General features: G+C 60.2%; 14 protein-coding genes. 2 read left to right on the top strand and 12 right to left on the bottom strand.

All coding sequences use genetic code 11. The annotated features are described in order from the left end of the window. Positions 1–122 precede the first annotated feature (122 nt). The 4 genes from I2H31_RS23035 to recA all read right to left on the bottom strand — a co-directional run bounded on the left by I2H31_RS23035 (position 123) and on the right by recA (position 3,717). A complete protein-coding gene (locus I2H31_RS23035; protein WP_317192267.1) occupies positions 123–818 on the bottom strand; it encodes a response regulator transcription factor in 696 nt (231 codons plus the stop codon). A gap of 69 nt (positions 819–887) precedes the next feature. After that, positions 888–1,586, bottom strand: a complete 699-nt coding sequence (locus tag I2H31_RS23030) for a hypothetical protein (RefSeq protein ID WP_196295413.1) — start codon at positions 1,584–1,586, stop codon at positions 888–890. A 125-nt stretch (positions 1,587–1,711) separates the two neighbouring features. After that, positions 1,712–2,488, bottom strand: coding sequence for a DUF3108 domain-containing protein (locus tag I2H31_RS23025; RefSeq protein ID WP_317192265.1), 777 nt, complete (start codon positions 2,486–2,488; stop codon positions 1,712–1,714). Positions 2,489–2,664: 176 nt separating this feature from the next. Next, a complete protein-coding gene (gene recA, locus I2H31_RS23020; RefSeq protein WP_196295439.1) occupies positions 2,665–3,717 on the bottom strand; it encodes a recombinase RecA in 1,053 nt (350 codons plus the stop codon). A 418-nt stretch (positions 3,718–4,135) separates the two neighbouring features. On the opposite strand from recA, the gene I2H31_RS23015 reads away from it, so the two are divergent. After that, on the top strand, positions 4,136–5,215 hold the full coding sequence (locus I2H31_RS23015) for a hypothetical protein (RefSeq protein ID WP_196295411.1): 1,080 nt from the start codon (positions 4,136–4,138) through the stop codon (positions 5,213–5,215). A gap of 30 nt (positions 5,216–5,245) precedes the next feature. On the opposite strand, the gene I2H31_RS23010 is transcribed toward I2H31_RS23015, so the two are convergent. After that, positions 5,246–5,794 (bottom strand): GNAT family N-acetyltransferase, encoded by a 549-nt coding sequence (locus I2H31_RS23010; protein ID WP_196295410.1) that lies wholly within the window; start codon positions 5,792–5,794, stop codon positions 5,246–5,248. Positions 5,795–5,936: 142 nt separating this feature from the next. Here I2H31_RS23010 and I2H31_RS23005 point away from each other — a divergent pair, with 142 nt between their 5' ends. Continuing rightward, positions 5,937–6,833, top strand: a complete 897-nt coding sequence (locus tag I2H31_RS23005; RefSeq protein ID WP_196295409.1) for an SDR family NAD(P)-dependent oxidoreductase — start codon at positions 5,937–5,939, stop codon at positions 6,831–6,833. Positions 6,834–7,009: 176 nt separating this feature from the next. Here I2H31_RS23005 and I2H31_RS23000 read toward each other — a convergent pair whose 3' ends face one another. From I2H31_RS23000 to I2H31_RS25730, 7 genes are all read right to left on the bottom strand, one after another. Continuing rightward, positions 7,010–7,426 carry a hypothetical protein gene (locus I2H31_RS23000; protein WP_196295408.1) on the bottom strand — a complete coding sequence of 139 codons (417 nt, stop codon included), beginning with the start codon at positions 7,424–7,426 and terminating at the stop codon, positions 7,010–7,012. Positions 7,427–7,591: 165 nt separating this feature from the next. Continuing rightward, positions 7,592–8,557, bottom strand: coding sequence for an AAA family ATPase (locus tag I2H31_RS22995; protein WP_196295407.1), 966 nt, complete (start codon positions 8,555–8,557; stop codon positions 7,592–7,594). A gap of 136 nt (positions 8,558–8,693) precedes the next feature. Continuing rightward, positions 8,694–10,076 carry a peptidylprolyl isomerase gene (locus I2H31_RS22990; RefSeq protein ID WP_196295406.1) on the bottom strand — a complete coding sequence of 461 codons (1,383 nt, stop codon included), beginning with the start codon at positions 10,074–10,076 and terminating at the stop codon, positions 8,694–8,696. A gap of 263 nt (positions 10,077–10,339) precedes the next feature. Further along, complete coding sequence (locus I2H31_RS22985) at positions 10,340–12,652, bottom strand: peptidylprolyl isomerase (RefSeq protein WP_196295405.1); 2,313 nt, start codon at positions 12,650–12,652, stop codon at positions 10,340–10,342. Between the two features lie 243 nt (positions 12,653–12,895). Beyond that, on the bottom strand, positions 12,896–13,309 hold the full coding sequence (locus I2H31_RS22980; RefSeq protein WP_196295404.1) for an ATP-binding protein: 414 nt from the start codon (positions 13,307–13,309) through the stop codon (positions 12,896–12,898). Between the two features lie 95 nt (positions 13,310–13,404). Then, entirely contained in the window at positions 13,405–13,734 is a 330-nt protein-coding gene (locus tag I2H31_RS22975) for an STAS domain-containing protein (RefSeq protein WP_190925021.1), read from the bottom strand. A gap of 15 nt (positions 13,735–13,749) precedes the next feature. Next, the gene (locus tag I2H31_RS25730) at positions 13,750–15,852 is read right to left on the bottom strand and encodes a PP2C family protein-serine/threonine phosphatase (protein WP_196295403.1); all 2,103 of its coding nucleotides are present in this window, start codon (positions 15,850–15,852) and stop codon (positions 13,750–13,752) included. Between the last annotated feature and the right edge of the window lie 98 nt (positions 15,853–15,950).

The raw sequence follows: 15,950 nt of genomic DNA, 5'->3' as shown, positions 1-15,950 counted from the left end.
GGGGTGTAGCTGTTTGGGTAAAAATAAGTCATCCTGAGCACAGCGAAGGACCTTCTCACGTCAGTGTTCAAACGTGAGAAGGTCCTTCGCTGTGCTCAGGATGACAAACAGAAACCAAGTCCTCAATCCACGTTGAACTTGTAGCCCACGCCCTTGATGGTCTGGATGTGGTGGTCGCCCACTTTCTCGCGCACTTTGCGCACGTGCACGTCCACGGTGCGGGCCAGCACGAATACGTCGTTGCCCCAGATGTTCTGAAGCAGCTCTTCGCGGTTGAACACCTTGTGGGGCGTGGCGGCCAGGAAAGCCAGCAGCTCAAACTCCTTCTTGGGCAGGCTGATTTTTTTGCCGTCCTGGTACACGGCAAAGGCCGTGCGGTCGATGCGCAGGCCGTTGATATCGATGGCGTCGACGGCAGCGTGGGGGTCCTGGTCGCGGCGCTTCACAGCGGCCAAGCGGCCCAGCAGCGCCCGCGGCTTGATGGGCTTGGCGATGAAATCGTCGGCCCCGGCCTCGAAGGCCGCCACTTCGGAGAATTCCTCGGCGCGGGCCGTCAGGAACAAGATGTAGGTGTCTTTGAACTTGGGTTGCTCGCGCAGCAGGCGGCAGGTGGCAATGCCGTCGAGGTGGGGCATCATCACGTCGAGCAGGATGATGTCGGGGTGGAAATCGGCGGCAATTTCGAGGGCTTTGCGGCCGTCCGGAGCCGAAGTGGTTTGGTAACCTTCTTTCTTCAGGTTGAATTCGAGCAACTCGACGATGTCCGGGTCGTCGTCGACCACGAGAATCTTGTACACGGCGGATTTGGCAGCAGTCACGGCGTTACGGGCTTAAGTGAAGCAATAGTTGCGCCTGCAAAAGTACCGCTCCCGGCGGCCCGGCCTATGTTACGATTGTGTGACCCGGGGCACGGGCGCGGGGGCATCTGCCGGCTGCGCGTTCACCGGGCTCACGCACAAGGCAATGGTGTACAACACGTTTGTGAAAATGTAGAGAACGCCGTGAATGGCCCATACCTGCCGGCTCAACTCCTCAGAAAGGTTGAGCACGTAGTTGCTGGACAGGAAAATAAAGCTGTTGCTCAGAAAGTAAAGCAACAGCGCCGCCGAAATCCACAGCATCGGCTCGCGCTCCAACCGGCGGGTGACCGTTTTGCGCGTGGCTTCGCGGTAGAAGTAGCTCCCCACAAAGGCCAGCACCAGCACGCTTTCGATGAAATGCTGCACCGGGCTGAATTGCGCGACGTCGAGGCGCGGCGAGTAGGTGAGAGCCGAACCCAGCAGAAAACCCGCCAGCAGCAGCGGAATGCAGCGGCTCAGGGCCGAAGGCCACAGCGCCCGCCGGTACATCAGGGCCAGGAAGGTAAACTCCAGGGCCGTGTCAATCGGCGCCAGGAAAAGGTTGGGGCGGTGGTAATGCCGCAACGTGCGCGCCACGATTTCTACCAGCAGGCACGCCAGCAGCAGCGGCACCAGGTAGCGCGGCGCTGGCCCCAGCCGCCGGTAGCGCGCCAGGCCCACCAGCGTGGCCACAACGACCGGAACAATGGAAAAGGTGAAAATGAACTGCTGAACGGACTCCATCAAGTGGGGTGGGGGCGTAGCCGCACCGCGCTAGCGCAAAAAAGAAATCCGTACTGATACCCCCTTACGTCCGCTTCGGGCCGTTTCGGGGGCGTGGAGAGCGACTACTTAAGAACCGTAAAATTACATTAATTCACCAGGTTCAGGCGCGATTTCAGGCCCTGGTAGCGCACCATGTCCACCTTCACGGTGCCCACGAACATCTCGGCCTGAAACAGCACCGGAATCTTGTTGCGGTCGTCGGAGAAGTACACCGAAATGGCGTTTTCGCCCCGGAACAGCTTGTTATTCGGCATCTTGGGCACCAGCTTGAAAGCGCGCACGTCACCGGCTTTGGTTTCTACCACTTCGCGGCCTTTGAACACCACTTCGAGCATAAAATTGTCGCCGTCGAAGTAGCCGGGCACGCGCACTACGTCGCCCACCTTCATGCGGTCGAAGTTGAGGGTGCGCAGGTAATAGAAGCCGCTCACCAACTCCAGGGTGTTGTTGGCCACCTTCACGGTAGTGCGGGCGTTGTTGTGGCTGTGGTCGGTCACCTCGGCCACGTCGTGCAGGTGGTCGAACTCCACGGTTTCCTTTTTGCGGTAGTTCTTCTCGGCAATGTCGCGCTGCGCGCGGATGGGCAGGATGCTGGTGGTGTCGATGTAGGCCCGCCACTGGTCGCGGATGCGCAGGAAAAAATCGAACGAGCCCGTGGTTTTGCCGCTTACGGTGGCTTTGTAGCAGGGCCGGTCGTTCACGCGCTCCAGGCCGCCGGCGGTTTCCACGGTGGCCTCGCCGCCGTTGATGAGACCGTAGTGCACCGTGTACTTAATGACTTCGCCGCGGCCGAAGCTGGACTGCGGAATGCTGCGCACGGCATCGCCGGGCCCGATGGGCAACTGCGCGGCCGCTAAAAGCACAAGGATAGCAGGGGTAAAAAAGAGCCAGCGGCGATTCATAATTATAACGAGAAGTAGCGCGAACCGGGCCTAGACAAAGGCAGTGCCAATCCGATAATCAGCTCAAAGATACGGACCAAAAAAAAGCCCGTTGCCATGGGCAACGGGCTTTGCATTTTAGGCGGATGCCCAGCGGCTTACAGCGTGTCTTCGCCGTCTTCCACGATGGACAGGTCGACGGGGATGACGTCCTCGTCGCCCTTGGCCAGGGTCCGGATTTTGCCTTCGATTTCTTCGGCCAGTTCGGGGTTGTCGAGCAGCAGGGTTTTCACCGCTTCGCGGCCCTGGCCGATTTTCTGGTCGCCGTAGTTGAACCACGAGCCCGACTTGCCGATGATGCCCATGTCGACGCCGAGGTCCACAATCTCCCCGACTTTCGAGATGCCCTGGCCGTAGATGATGTCGAACTCGACCACTTTAAAGGGCGGCGCCACTTTGTTCTTCACCACTTTCACCTTGGTGCGGTTGCCGGTCACGTTGTCCTTGTCTTCCTTGATTTGGCCGATGCGGCGGATGTCGAGGCGCACGGAAGCGTAGAATTTCAGGGCGTTACCACCGGTCGTGGTTTCGGGCGAGCCGAACATCACGCCGATTTTCTCGCGCAACTGGTTGATGAAAATGCAGCAGCAGCCGGTTTTGTTGATGGTGCCGGTGAGCTTGCGCAGGGCCTGGCTCATGAGGCGGGCGTGCAGGCCCACCTTCGAGTCGCCCATGTCGCCTTCGAGTTCGCCTTTCGGCACGAGGGCGGCCACGGAGTCGATGACGATGATGTCGATGGCACCCGAGGAAATCAACTGGTCGGCGATTTCGAGGGCTTGCTCGCCGTTGTCGGGCTGGGCGATGAGCAGGTTGGTGGTGTCGATGCCCAGCTTTTCGGCGTAGGATTTGTCGAAGGCGTGCTCGGCGTCGATGAACGCAGCCATGCCGCCTTTCTTCTGCGCCTCGGCAATCATGTGCATGGTCAGCGTCGTCTTACCCGACGATTCCGGGCCGTAGATTTCGATGACGCGGCCGCGCGGCACCCCGCCAATGCCCAGAGCGATGTCGAGGGAAAGCGACCCCGTGCTGATGCTCGGAATGTCGTCCACCTTGTTGTCGCTGAGCTTCATCACGGTGCCTTTGCCGTAGGCTTTGTCCAGCTTGTCCAGCGTGAGCTGCAGGGCTTTCATCTTTTCGGCAGCGACGTTCATATCGCCTTTCTCCGCTTTTTCAACTTTGTCGGCTTTGGAGGCCGTTTTGGTAGCTAGTGCCATGAGGGGGTGTTTGAGAAAAAGGAATTAGGTTTGGTAAAGTTAAGGGTTTTGGCGAGGTCGCAATCAGATAATTCTATTCCTGGGTTAAAACTTCGGACAGGCCCTTTTGCGACGGCTTTTTCTAACACACTGCCCCGTGGTTTCGTGCCCTAGAAAGGGGAAATATATGAGGAAATTTCTAAAAATATTAGTTGGCCTTGTGGCTGTGCTAATTAGAGTGGAAGCGGCGCACGCGCAACTGGATAATCGGGCGTTTATTCAACCTTATGATGTAAGAAAAACAGCCGAAGAACCCAAAGAAACGCTGGTAAGCGCTGAGGATTCTGCCAGGGCGAAGATTCGGGAGAATATTCGAATGGATGCTGACAACGTGTGGCGCATGAAGCAGGAAGGACACAGCGGGGAGTTGCGGCTGGCAATAAGCTCCTTTACTTTCTTCAAGGACAATGAGTATTTCAATAAGATTGTCGACGGATATACGCTCTTTGGCACCCAGTTAAATCCCCAACTCATCTATTACCCCACGAAAGAACTACGCCTGGAAGCCGGCATCTTTTTGTGGAAGGACTTTGGAAACCCTGAACTAAAGCAAATAAGGCTGACCTACCGCGCAACCTGGACGAAGGACAAGCACCAGTTCATCCTGGGTAATATCCGCGCCAACCTCAACCACGGCTACGTCGAGCCCCTCTTCAACTTCGAGCGGGTGATGCTAAACCCGCTGGAAGAGGGACTACAATACCGCCACCTCGGCAACCGGCTGTTTCTGGACGTATGGGTGGACTGGCAGCGCCAGCAGTACCGCTACAGCAACTACCAGGAAGAAATAGCGGGCGGCCTGAGCAGCAGCTACCGCTTGAGCGACGACTACCGCGAGTGGCAGGTAAAAGTACCTTTTCAATTCACTGCCACCCACCACGGCGGGCAGATTGATACCCTGAATAAGCCATTGCAAACGCTGTTCAACGAAGCCATTGGGCTGGAAGCACGGCGTGCACTTGCCGGTTCGGCGGTGCAGGCATTTCGCTTCAACGGCTACGTCCTCGGTTTCCAGGACCATTCCTTCGCGTTCCAGCTGCCCTACAAACAGGGCCGGGCGCTGTACCTGAATACCACGCTCGAAACGCGCTACGCCGACGTGATGCTGAGCTACTGGCGGGGCCAACGCTTCGTGGCGCCGCTGGGGGGCGACCTGTACCAGAGCGTGTCGCGTACGGTGGCCGACCCCGGGTTCACGGACAAAAACCGCCAGCTGCTGTTTGTGCGGCTGCTGCGCGACTTCCGCATCGCCGACGCGGCGGCCCTCACCGTGCGCGTGGAGCCGGTGTACGATTTCAATGCCCAGTTGCTGGATTTCTCTCTGGGCGTGTACCTGAATTTCCGGCAGGAATGGCTGCTGGGCAACAGCGGCCAGCGCGTGCGGGTGGGGCAGTAGCCGTGGGAAAGCCTCAGGGCCAGGCGGAGGCTATTCGTCGCGCGAGAGCCAGAAGCGGCGGATGTTGCTGGCAGCCTCGGTGGCGCGGAACCAGCCGGGGCGCTTGGGCGGGGCTTCGGGCCTGAAGCCGGCGGCCCTGGCCACGGTCTGCCCGCGGGGGTTGTCCACGAAGCAGCGGATGAGCAGCTTCTGGCTGCCCACGGGCCCGAAACCGAAATCGATGACGGCGTTGAGAGCTTCGCGGGCAAAGCCGTGGCCCTCGGCGGCGGCGGCCAAGTAGTAGCCAATTTCGGCCTGGCCGCGCGCCTGGGGCATCAGGCAGATGTCGCCGAGGTAGTCCTGCGTGGCGCGGTGCCAGATGCCGAACACGTAGAAGCGGCCCGACTCCCAGTCCTGCGCGAAGGCTTGCAGGGCGGTGGTGGCATCGGCGGGCACGCGCACGGCTTGCAGGCGGTCGGGGAAAGAGGTGCGGAAGCGGGCCCGGTCGGCATCAAGCAGCGCGAAGAAGGCGCGGGCATCGGCCGGTTCGTAGGGGCGCAGGCAGAGGCGGGCAGTGAGCAGCGGAGTGCGGGGCAACATGGGGGCAAATACGGCAAAAGCGCGGCTGTAGTAACCTGAGCCATGATTAGAAAGTAAGGAAATGTACGCCTGGCTCCAGCACGAGGCTTCCTTCCTTTCCACCTAACCCCCGCCCAAGCTGGAGATTGGGCTTTCTAGTTTTATGGCAAACAGACTGAGTGGCAAAGTGGCCATCGTGACCGGGGCGGGCTCCGGCATTGGCGAGGCCGTGGCCAAAAAATTTGCAAGCGAAGGCGCGGCCGTGGTCGTGGCCGGTTTTGCCGAAGACCCGGTGCAGGCCGTGGTGGAAGAAATCCTGGCCGCCGGCGGTCAGGCCGTGGCCTTTCAGGGCGACCTCTCGCACGAAGCCACCGCCCAGGCCTGCGTGCAAACCGCCGTGGGCCGGTTTGGCCAGCTCGACGTGCTGGTGAACAACGCGGGCGTATTCCCCGCCGCCGAAGAGCTGGACAAATACCCGGTGGAAGCTTTCGAGTACATGGTGAAAAACAACATTTACTCTGTGTTTCACATGAGCCGGGCCGCCCTGCCGGAGCTGAAGAAAACGCGCGGCAACATCGTAGCTGCCGGTTCGGAAGCCGGCCAGATGGGCGAACCCATGAACACGCCCTACGGCGGCACCAAGGGCTTCGTGCACGCCTTCATCAAGGGCATTGCGGGCGAGCAGGCCAAAAACGGCATCCGGGCCAACTGCGTGGGGCCCGGCCCCATCGACACAGCCTGGACCCACAAGGAAACCGGCCCCATGACCTCCAAAATGGAGAAGCAAACCGTGGAAGGCGTGCCCATGGGCCGCCGCGGCACTCCGGAGGAAGTGGCCAACGTGTATTTGTTTCTGGCTTCCGATGAGGCCAGCTTCGTCACCGGCGCCATCTATTTCGTTGATGGCGGCGTGACCATCTCCAAAAGCAGCTCCGGCGCCGAAGTGCCCAGCGACCTCAAGAAGGAGCCCGCAGGATACTTGAACCTGCAACACAGCAAAGACGGCCACACCGAAGTGCGCGACGAGGACGCCGGCCACATGATGAGCCGGAATGTCTGAACCGCAGATTTAACGGATTTAACGGATTTAACGGATTCTGCCGTTTACAAGTACAACCTAGCAAGAAGGCCGCTCATCTGAGCGGCCTTCTTCGTTTTCCATATCATCGAACATACGGCAAACCCTCTGTCGTAGATAGAATCTGTATAATCCATTAAATCCGTTAAATCTGCGGTTCAGACGGCGTACTGGCTGGGGCTGCCCAAGGCCTGCTGGGTGCGCATCACATTCACCTGGCGGGCGGCTTCGTTGAAGAATTCGAGGCGGCGAATGAGCATTTCCTTGGTCAGCACGCGGCCTTCGGGGGTGCGCATGGTGCCGCGCTTGTCGGCGAGCACGCGCTGCATGGCGGCCAGGGTCTGGCCCTCGTGCTTCATGAACTGCTGCTGGAACTCGGCCAGCCGCGCCACGCCGCTGGCGGTGAGAGCAAAGTCCTCGCCGGCGCCTTGGTTCAGCACTTCGCATAGTACGTACACTTCAAGAGGCAGGCTGGTTTCGAGGGCCGTGGTGCGCAGGTCGAGGCCGGCGGCCAAGGCGTCGAGAATGATGCGCACGTTGCGCTCAAATTGCTGATAGTAGGCTTGGGCTTCCATTTATTTTGTCTGGGCTTTTGTCATCCTGAGCATTCTGCGATTAAAGCAGAGACGAAGGACCTTATCACGGTTGCGCTGCAAGGATTGACAAATCTACTTCGGCAAGCGTGATAAGGTCCTTCGTCTCTGCTTTAATCGCAGAATGCTCAAGATGACTGGCATCTTCTACAAAAGTTCTTTCACAATCTGCTCCACGCCCACGCCCTCGGCTTCGGCCTTGAAGTTGCGCACCAGGCGGTGGCGCAGGATGGGCACGGCCACGGCACGCACGTCCTCAATGTCGGGCGAGTACTTGCCGTTGAGTAGGGCGTTGCACTTGGCGCCCACAATGAGGTGCTGCGAGGCGCGGGGGCCGGCTCCCCATTCCAGCAGCTGGTTGGTGCGGGCGTGGGCGCGCTCGGTGTTGGGGCGGGTTTTGTGCACGAGGCCCACGGCGTATTCCACCACGTTGTCGGCCACCGGCACGCGGCGCACCAGCTCCTGGAAGGCCTGAATGTCGGCGGCGTGCAGGACTTTGCTCACCGTCGGCTTGCGGTCGGAGGTCGTGTTTTTGACGATGTTCAGCTCTTCGGCGTAGCTGGGGTAGCCCAACTCAATGTTGAACATGAAGCGGTCGAGCTGCGCTTCGGGCAGGGGATAGGTACCTTCCTGCTCGATGGGGTTTTGGGTGGCCAGCACGAAGAACGGGCGTTGCAACGGGTAGCGCTGCCCGGCCACCGTTACGGCGTATTCCTGCATGCTTTCGAGCAGGGCGGCCTGGGTTTTGGGCGGCGTCCGGTTGATTTCGTCGGCCAGAATGATGTTGGCGAACACGGGGCCTTTCACGAAGGTGAAATCCCGCTGCTGGTTCATGGTTTCCGAGCCCACGATGTCGGAGGGCATCAGGTCGGGGGTAAACTGGATGCGATTGAACGACAAGTCCAGCGAGTCGGCAATGGTCTGAATCAACAGGGTCTTGGCCAGGCCGGGCACGCCCACCAGCAGGCTGTGGCCTTGCGAAAACACGGCGGTGAGCACCAGCCGCACCACTTCGTCCTGCCCCACGATGACTTTGCCAATTTCCTGGCGCAGCTTCTGGAAGGAGGCGGCCAGGGCGTCGGCGGCTTCTTTGTCGGAGGGGTATTGGGCCATTCGGGGTGATTAGTGTAAAAAAGCTGTCATCCTGAGCGCAGCGAAGGACCTTATCAAAAGTGAACAGTTGCAGCGTTTTCGGCTACGGCTGACGTGATAAGGTCCTTCGCTGCGCTCAGGATGACAGGTGTTGTTTCTATTTATTTTCCGTCGATTCCAGCACTTTGCACTGGGCGTATTCCGGGGCCACTTCGAGGTACACGGTGTTCCGGTTTTTCTCAAACCACTCATCCAGCGCCTTGTTGCGCTTTTCGTTGAGGGCAGCGGCGGCAATTTTCTGGTAGTCCTGCTCCAGGTTGGCCTGGTGGGGAGGGGTGTTCGATTTCAGCCACAGGATGCGCACGGCATCCTTACCGTCGTCGGTGCGGTAGGGCATGGGCGGGGTAATGTGGCCCACCTTCATGGTGTCGATGGTGAAGAACACGGCCGGGTCGAGCTTGTCGAGCGGCAGGCGCGAGCCGCCGTCCTGGCGGTTCACCAGCAGGCCGCCGTTGGTGCTGCTTTGCTTGTCCGAAGAATTGTCCTTGGCCGCTTTGGCAAAGCTGATGCTGTCGGTCAGAATCTGGCGGCGCAGGCGGGCTAGTTTCTTGGCCGATTCGCTGGCGTCGGCGGTGCCGGTTTCAGGCTTCAGCAGGATGTGACGCGTGGAATACGTGTTGCCCTTGCGCTCAATGAACTGAATGAGGTGGAAGCCGAACTGCGACTGCACCACCGGCGACATCTGGCCGGGCTCCAGCTTCATTGAGGCCGCTTCGTACTCCGGCACCAACTCCCCGCGCTTGAAAAAGCCGAGGTAGCCACCTTCCTTGGCCGAGCCCGGGTCTTCGGAGTACTGCCTGGCCAGGGCGGCAAAATCGCCCCCGGCCAGCACCTGCGCCCGGAGGTCGTTCAGCTTGGCGATGGCGGCCTGCTTGGCTTTCTCGTTCACCTGCGCCGGAATCACAATCTGGCCCACTTCCACTTCGGTGTTGAAGTAGGGGAGGCTGTCCTTGGGCACGCGGCTGAAGTACTGGGCCACTTCGCGGGGCGTCACGGCCACCTTGCCGGTGATGGTTTCCTGCATTTTCTGCTGGGTGAGCTGGTCCTTGATTTGCGGACGCAGGTCGTCTTTCAGCGCCTTGATAGGCTTGTTGTACTGCTCCTCCAGGCGCTTTTCGGAGCCAATCTGCTGCACGAAATAGGCCATGCGGCGGTCGACTTCGTCGTTCACGCGCTTGTCGTCCACCGTCACGGAGTCGACTTCGGCGCGGGCCAGCATCAGCTTGTTCAGCACGAGGCTTTGCAGGATTTTGCATTTCAAATCCGGCGGCAGCGGCTTGCCGGCCGCACGGCTCGTCTCCTGCAAATAAATATTCTCGACGTCGGAGCGGAGCACAATCTGGTTGTCCACCTTCACCACGATGCCGTCGAGCAGTTCCTGGCCCTTGGGCCGGCTAATGCCCAACTGGGCCTGGGACGCAGGCGCAAAGCCCACCAGCAACAACAGCGTAAGCAGGGCCGACGCCGCAGCGCGATTCATTTTAACAAGCATAAACAACTGAATAAAGCCCCACGGCCAAACTGCCGGAGCCTGAGCCACACCAGCGCATAACACGCAAACGAGCCCACAAATTTCATGATAAATCCGCGGGCGGACAAAAACAAGGAGCGCCGCCCGCTCCGGATGGTTGCAACGGCTAAAACAGAACGCCATGCCGAGCGAAAGCGAAGCATCTTTACCGAGGAAGTAGATAATTACTGCTGCGGTAAAGATGCTTCGCTTTCGCTCGGCATGGCGTTCTGTTACTTCGTTACGAGCTTGTTTACCTCGGCTTCGTTCACTTTCACCGGGCGCGCGGCGCGCATCTGCGAAATCCACTCTTTTTCCAGGTAGGTCTGGTAATCGGACGTGGCTTGGCCGCGGGCTTCGGCGAGGGTTTTGGGGCCGGCGGGCAGGGTTTTGTCGATGGTGACGGCGTAGTAGCGGCCGTCTTTCTGCACGTTGTAGGTGCCGGGGCCCTTGCCCATGAGGTCGTCCATCACCTTGTTGTCGCCCTTCTGGAACACGCGTTGGGTGATTTGAACCGACAGCGGGTTCTGCTCGTTCAGCGCCGCCTCAATGGCCGCCGGGCTGGCCGTAACCAGCGCAATCTGCACCTGGCTGTCGGCCGCCGGGGCCTTTTGCACCGCTTTGCTGATGCGGCGCGCCGGCACCCCGCCGCGCACCTGCAGGTAGCGGGCGGCCGAGTCGGCGCGGGCGGCAGCCAGGCTGGCTTTCTCGCCTTTTTTCACCCGTCCCGTCAGCGTTACGCGCGCCAGCGTGTCTTGCAGCATGCGCTTGGCCACTTCCTGTAGGGCCAGCACGCCAATTTTGGTGTAGCGCGCCGAGCCAGCAATGAAGGGCGACACCTTGGGCACGTTCTTCGTCAGGGGGAAGCGGCCGGTTTTCAGCTCCTGTTGCACGCGGGCCAGCAGGGCAGGCGTGGCGGCGCTGGCCACGGTGCCCTGCACGCGCTGGTCCCACTGGTACTTGGCCTGGTTGTCGGCGAAGTACTTTTTGAGCCCCACGGTGTCCTCAATGGCTTTGCTCCACACTTTCTCGTCCATCAGCTGGAAGAGCAGAATGCCGTCGCGGTATTCCTTCACCAGCATGCGGTAGTCCTCGTACTTGGTGTCGAGGCTGTTTTTCTCGAAGTCGGTCAGGGACTGCTCCACGTACTGGTCGTAGAGCTGCTGCATGGCGAAGCTGGGTTGCGCGCCGGTGCGGGGGTGCTGGTTTTGCTGGGCGTAGGTCAGGAAGTCCTTCACCGTGTAGGGCTTGCCCTTGATGGTGAACAGGGGCGAATTGTCGGAAACCGCGCCTTTGGCCAGTTTCGCACCGGCGGCCGGTGCCGCATACTTGAAGCGGCCCGCCACCAGTGCCGTGTCGGCCTTGCTGAAGACGTAGGTTTTGGCGGCCGGCACTTCCGCAAACTGGTCTTCCTGGCGCACGCGCTTCAGGAAGGCGGCTTTGTTGAGTTCCGAGCGCGAGTCTTTGGCCACCTTGCTTTTCAGGCCGGCTTCCAGGTCGGCGAACTTGGCCAGGGGCTGTTTCTCAATTAGTTTGATAACGTGCCAGCCGTAGGGCGTTTGCACGGGCGCCGAGATGTCGCCGGGCTTTTGCAGCTTGAACGCCACTTCCTCAAACGAGGGAATCATGCGGCCGGTGCCGAAAGGCGGCAACTCGCCGCCGTTGGCCGCCGAGCCGGCATCTTCCGAGAACTGAGCCACGAGCTTGTCCCAGTTTTCGCCTTTTTTCAGGCGGCTGTAGAGCTCGTCAATCTTCTTTTTGGCCGTGAGCGAATCGGACTTGGCCGCGTTGGCGTTCACCCGAATCATGAGGTGGGCCACCTTGATTTCACCCTGCGCGGCGCGCTTGTCATTCACCTTGATGAGGTGGTAGCCGAAGCGCGTGCGCACCGGCTGCGACACCTGCCCCACCGGCGTTTTATAAGCCGCCGACTCAAACGGGTACACCATCTGCATGGCCGTGAAGTAGCCCAGCTTGCCGGCGTTTTCCTTGGCCGAGGGGTCTTCGCTGTTGGCGCGGGCCAGCACGCCGAAGTCTTCGCCCGCCAGCGCCTGCTTGCGCAGCTCCTCCACCTTCCGGTACGCCTTCAGGGTGTCCTGCGGGGTGGCGTCGGGCGCCACGCGGATGAGGATGTGCGAGGCGTTCACCTCCTGGCTCATGCGGTCGTAGGCTTCGCGCACCAGCTGGTCGGTCACGCTTTTCTCGGTGAGGTAGGGCTGGGCCAGTTGCTGGCGGTAGCCCTCCAGCTCGCGCTTAAAGGCCTGGGTGGTGTCGAGGCCGCGCTGCTCGGCTTCCAGCACCTTGAGACGGAAGTTGGTGTAGAGGTCGAGGTAGTCAGTCACGCTCTGGCGGGTGCCGTAGTCGGGCGCCGAGCTGTTGTTTTTGCGGTACACGTAGGCAAACTCGTTGGCCGGCACGGGGTAGGTGCCCAGCGTTTCGACCACGGGACCGGCGGCGGTAGCGGCCGAAGCAGCCGGTTTGGAGGTCTGGCAGCCTGCCAGCAGCGTGACGACGGCAGCGCCGGCGTACAGAATGCGGTTGTGCATATAAAGGAGAAAGGAAACAAAAACGACGGCGCCGATGAAAGCCGCCGCGCGGGCATAAAATTACCGGTGCGAAATTAACTAATTTCCGGACGGAAAGAAAGGCGACGCGCCTGAGAGGCCAAAGCCCCAAACAGAACGTCATGCTGAGCGTCAGCGAAGCATCTTTACCACGAGAGTAACAATTACTATTGCGGTAAAGATGCTTCGCTGACGCTCAGCATGACGTTCTTTGAGTTGGGACGACTATGCCAGGTGCTTGCTCAGGTGGCAGACGGTGTGGTTGCCGCGGGTGAAAAACTCCACCCGGTCCATGAGGCGGTTAACCAGGGCCATGCCCATTCCTCCTTTGCGGCCCTCGCGGATGTAGGCCCGCAAATCGGGGCTTTGGTGGGCGCCGGGCAGGAAAATGGTGTCGCCGTGGTCGGCAATTTCCACGTTGAGCTCCTGCTTCTCAAACGCCAGCTCCAGGTCCAGGAACTGAGTTTCGTCCTCGTTGTTGGCGTGGATGATGAAGTTGGCCACCACCTCGTCCACGGCCAGCACCACTTGGTTGACCGTGATTTCGGGCAAGCTGCGGCTGTTGAGGTAATTCCGCACGAAATCCCGCACCTGCTGGAGGTGGGCGCGAGAGCAGGCAATGCGGAGGGTAGACTTCATCTTGAATTATGAGTTATGAATTATTAATTATGAATTGTCAAATGGCGAAGTGAACAACCAATTCGTAATTCATAACTCATAATTCATAAGTAGTATCAGGCGGCTTCGGCTTCGGCGGCGCTGGGCACGATGGTCATCAGCGCATCCAGACCCAGGATTTCAAATACGTTGAACACCTTTTCCTGCATGTTGAAAAATACCAGCTTCACGTTGGCATCCTGGAAGCGCTGCAGGTGCGAGATGAACACGCCCAGGCCCGCGGAAGAGATGTAGCTGAGCTTGGCGCAGTCGACGAGCACCTTGCGATAGTTGAGGATGTCGGGCTTGGCCAGCTCCGTGTCGAGCACGATGGCGGAGCTGGCGTCCAGCTCACCATCGAGCAGCAGGGTGAGGGTATCGGCGGAGGGTTGAGCAGTTACTTTCATAATGAGGTCGATACGTCAGGCCAACGGTGGGGGTTGGGCCGACTTGAATTTAATGACGAGCAGCGTCTGGTCGTCGTGAATCGGGTGCCCGAGGGTAAAGGCGTTGAGGTCGTTGAGGATAAAGTTCTTAATGTCCTCCGCTTCCTGAAAATAGCTTTCTTCGAGCCGCAGCTTGAGCCGGTCTTCGCCGTACTCGTCGGTGCCGTCGCCGCCGCGCGCCTCCACGATGCCGTCGGTGTAAATCACCATCACGTCGCCGGGGCTGTAGTCGTAAAACTGGTTTTTGATGTGCTTCTCGTAGCTCTCGTTCCGGATGATGCCCAGGCCGAGGCCCGTGGATTCAAAGTAAAACACCTCCTCGCGCAGGGCATGGTAGTAGAGCGTGTGGCAATGCCCGGCGCGGGCAAACACAAAGCCGCCCTGCTCATAATCAATGATGTAGAGCGAGGACGTGATGAACGAGGACTTCTCCAGGCAGTGCGTGAGGGCGGCGTTGGCCTGGGCCATGAAGCGGCTGGGCACCGGGAACTTGTCGCGCTCGTTCTTGGCCAGCGGGTTTTCCTGCATCAAGGAGTGGAAAATCCCCTTCATCTGGGCCATGTGGAAGGCGGCCGTCACGCCCTTGCCGCTCACGTCGCCGATGATGACGGCCAGCCGCCGGCCCGGCAGGTGCAGAAAGTCGTAGAAGTCGCCGCCCACTTCCTTGGCCGCCAGCGAGTGCGAGCTGATGTCAAACCAGTTATCCGTCGGCAGGTTTTTCGGAATGAGGCTGTCCTGCACCTGCGAAGCAATTTTCAGCTCTTCCTGGGTGCGCTGGTTTTCTAGCGAGGTGCGCACCAGCTCCAGGTTTTCGATGCTGAGTACGGCCTGGCTGGTGAAGGTTTGCAGGATACTCAGGTCTTCGCGGTCGAAGGTGTGCGGCTTCACCTTGAGCAGGTAGAGCATGCCGTAGTTGAAATGCAGGCCGCGCAAAGGCAGCTGCAGCAGCGAGCGGAATTCCTGCACCGTGCCCTCAAACCCCACGCGGGCGTTCAAGTCGTTGGTGATGAACTCGCCTTCGGGCAGGTCGTGGCCGCGCAGGCGGGTGCGCAGGTCGTCGGCCTGGGCCGGGTTGAGGTTGTGGTATTGGGTGGCGGCGGCGGCCTCCACGTTGGCGTGGCCGGGGTCGAGGTCGAGCCAAGCGGCGTCGGCCTGCACGGTTTGCACCGCCGACTCCAGCAGGATGCGGTACACCTCGGCCGTGGTCTGGCCCCGCTGGATAATCTGGGTAAGGCGCTGCAGGCGCAGGATTTCGTTGCGCCGCTGCTCGATGACGTCGGCAATGGGCAGGTTGAAAAACGTGACCAGCAAGCCCATCAGGGCATAAAAAGCCGAGAAAAAAGCCGTGAGTAGCAGAAAGGCATATTGCGGCTGCGGGGCAATGAGCTGCGGGTCGACCTGCGTGACGCGGAAGTACTGCACAAACACCAGCACGCTGAACAAGAGCCCGGCCTGCAACAGCACGGCGCGCCATTTTTCGCGCTGGCTGAGGTAGGCCACCCATTTCTGGTGCCCGCTCAGGTAAATGCCGTAGAGGCCCAGGCCTACCACCAGCGGGATGCTCAGGTAGTTGGGCGGGTTCACGCCCACCAGCCGAAACAGCAGCGTGGCGCCCAGCAGCACCTCAAAAATCGTCCATTCGCGCTGCAGGCGGGGCGAGGAACGAAACAGCACCAAGGCTCGCCACGCGTAGTTGGTGCGGGCCAGGAAAATGACAAACAACCCGAGGTTCAAGGTGTAAATGCTGGTGAACAGCAGGCTGTTGCTGCCAAAAACCGGCTGGTTTTTCATCAGGCGCTCCAGCAGGTGCAGCCCAATGCAGCCCAGCGCCAGCAGCCCCGGACCCGCCAGCAGGCGCCGCAGCAGCCGGATGAACGCCTGCCCCTGCAGCGGCGAGGGCCGGTAGCGGTAGTACAGGAACACGCCCAGCACGAAAGCCCCCTGCGCCAGCTGCGTGGCCCAGTCGGGCCAGGTGCCCAGCCACGGCCCGGCCCCCGAGTGGCTCAGGGCGCTGAGCAGCAGCACGCCCCAGCTTAGCAGGCTAAACGGCAGCAGAAAAGAGAGTAAGCGTTGAGGCACAGACACTAACTAGGAATAACACAAGCGCACCAGCCCGCCGCGCCACTGTCGACGCTCAACTGGCATGCAAGATACAATCAGCCGTGCAAAAGCAACCC

It is taken from the genome of Hymenobacter ruricola (assembly GCF_015694525.1).
Classification (GTDB): domain Bacteria; phylum Bacteroidota; class Bacteroidia; order Cytophagales; family Hymenobacteraceae; genus Hymenobacter; species Hymenobacter ruricola.
Note: the sequence above shows the minus strand (reverse complement) of the source record. Positions and strands in the feature narration are given on the sequence as shown.

Coding starts and splice junctions, on each gene's coding strand:
- recA (WP_196295439.1), bottom strand. CDS start 3,717: ATGAACGTCGCTGCCGAAAAGATGAAAGCCCTGCAGCTCACGCTGGAC.
- I2H31_RS23015 (WP_196295411.1), top strand. CDS start 4,136: ATGGATGCTGACAACGTGTGGCGCATGAAGCAGGAAGGACACAGCGGG.
- I2H31_RS23010 (WP_196295410.1), bottom strand. CDS start 5,794: ATGTTGCCCCGCACTCCGCTGCTCACTGCCCGCCTCTGCCTGCGCCCC.
- I2H31_RS23005 (WP_196295409.1), top strand. CDS start 5,937: ATGGCAAACAGACTGAGTGGCAAAGTGGCCATCGTGACCGGGGCGGGC.
- I2H31_RS23000 (WP_196295408.1), bottom strand. CDS start 7,426: ATGGAAGCCCAAGCCTACTATCAGCAATTTGAGCGCAACGTGCGCATC.
- I2H31_RS22995 (WP_196295407.1), bottom strand. CDS start 8,557: ATGGCCCAATACCCCTCCGACAAAGAAGCCGCCGACGCCCTGGCCGCC.
- I2H31_RS22990 (WP_196295406.1), bottom strand. CDS start 10,076: ATGAATCGCGCTGCGGCGTCGGCCCTGCTTACGCTGTTGTTGCTGGTG.
- I2H31_RS22985 (WP_196295405.1), bottom strand. CDS start 12,652: ATGCACAACCGCATTCTGTACGCCGGCGCTGCCGTCGTCACGCTGCTG.
- I2H31_RS22980 (WP_196295404.1), bottom strand. CDS start 13,309: ATGAAGTCTACCCTCCGCATTGCCTGCTCTCGCGCCCACCTCCAGCAG.
- I2H31_RS22975 (WP_190925021.1), bottom strand. CDS start 13,734: ATGAAAGTAACTGCTCAACCCTCCGCCGATACCCTCACCCTGCTGCTC.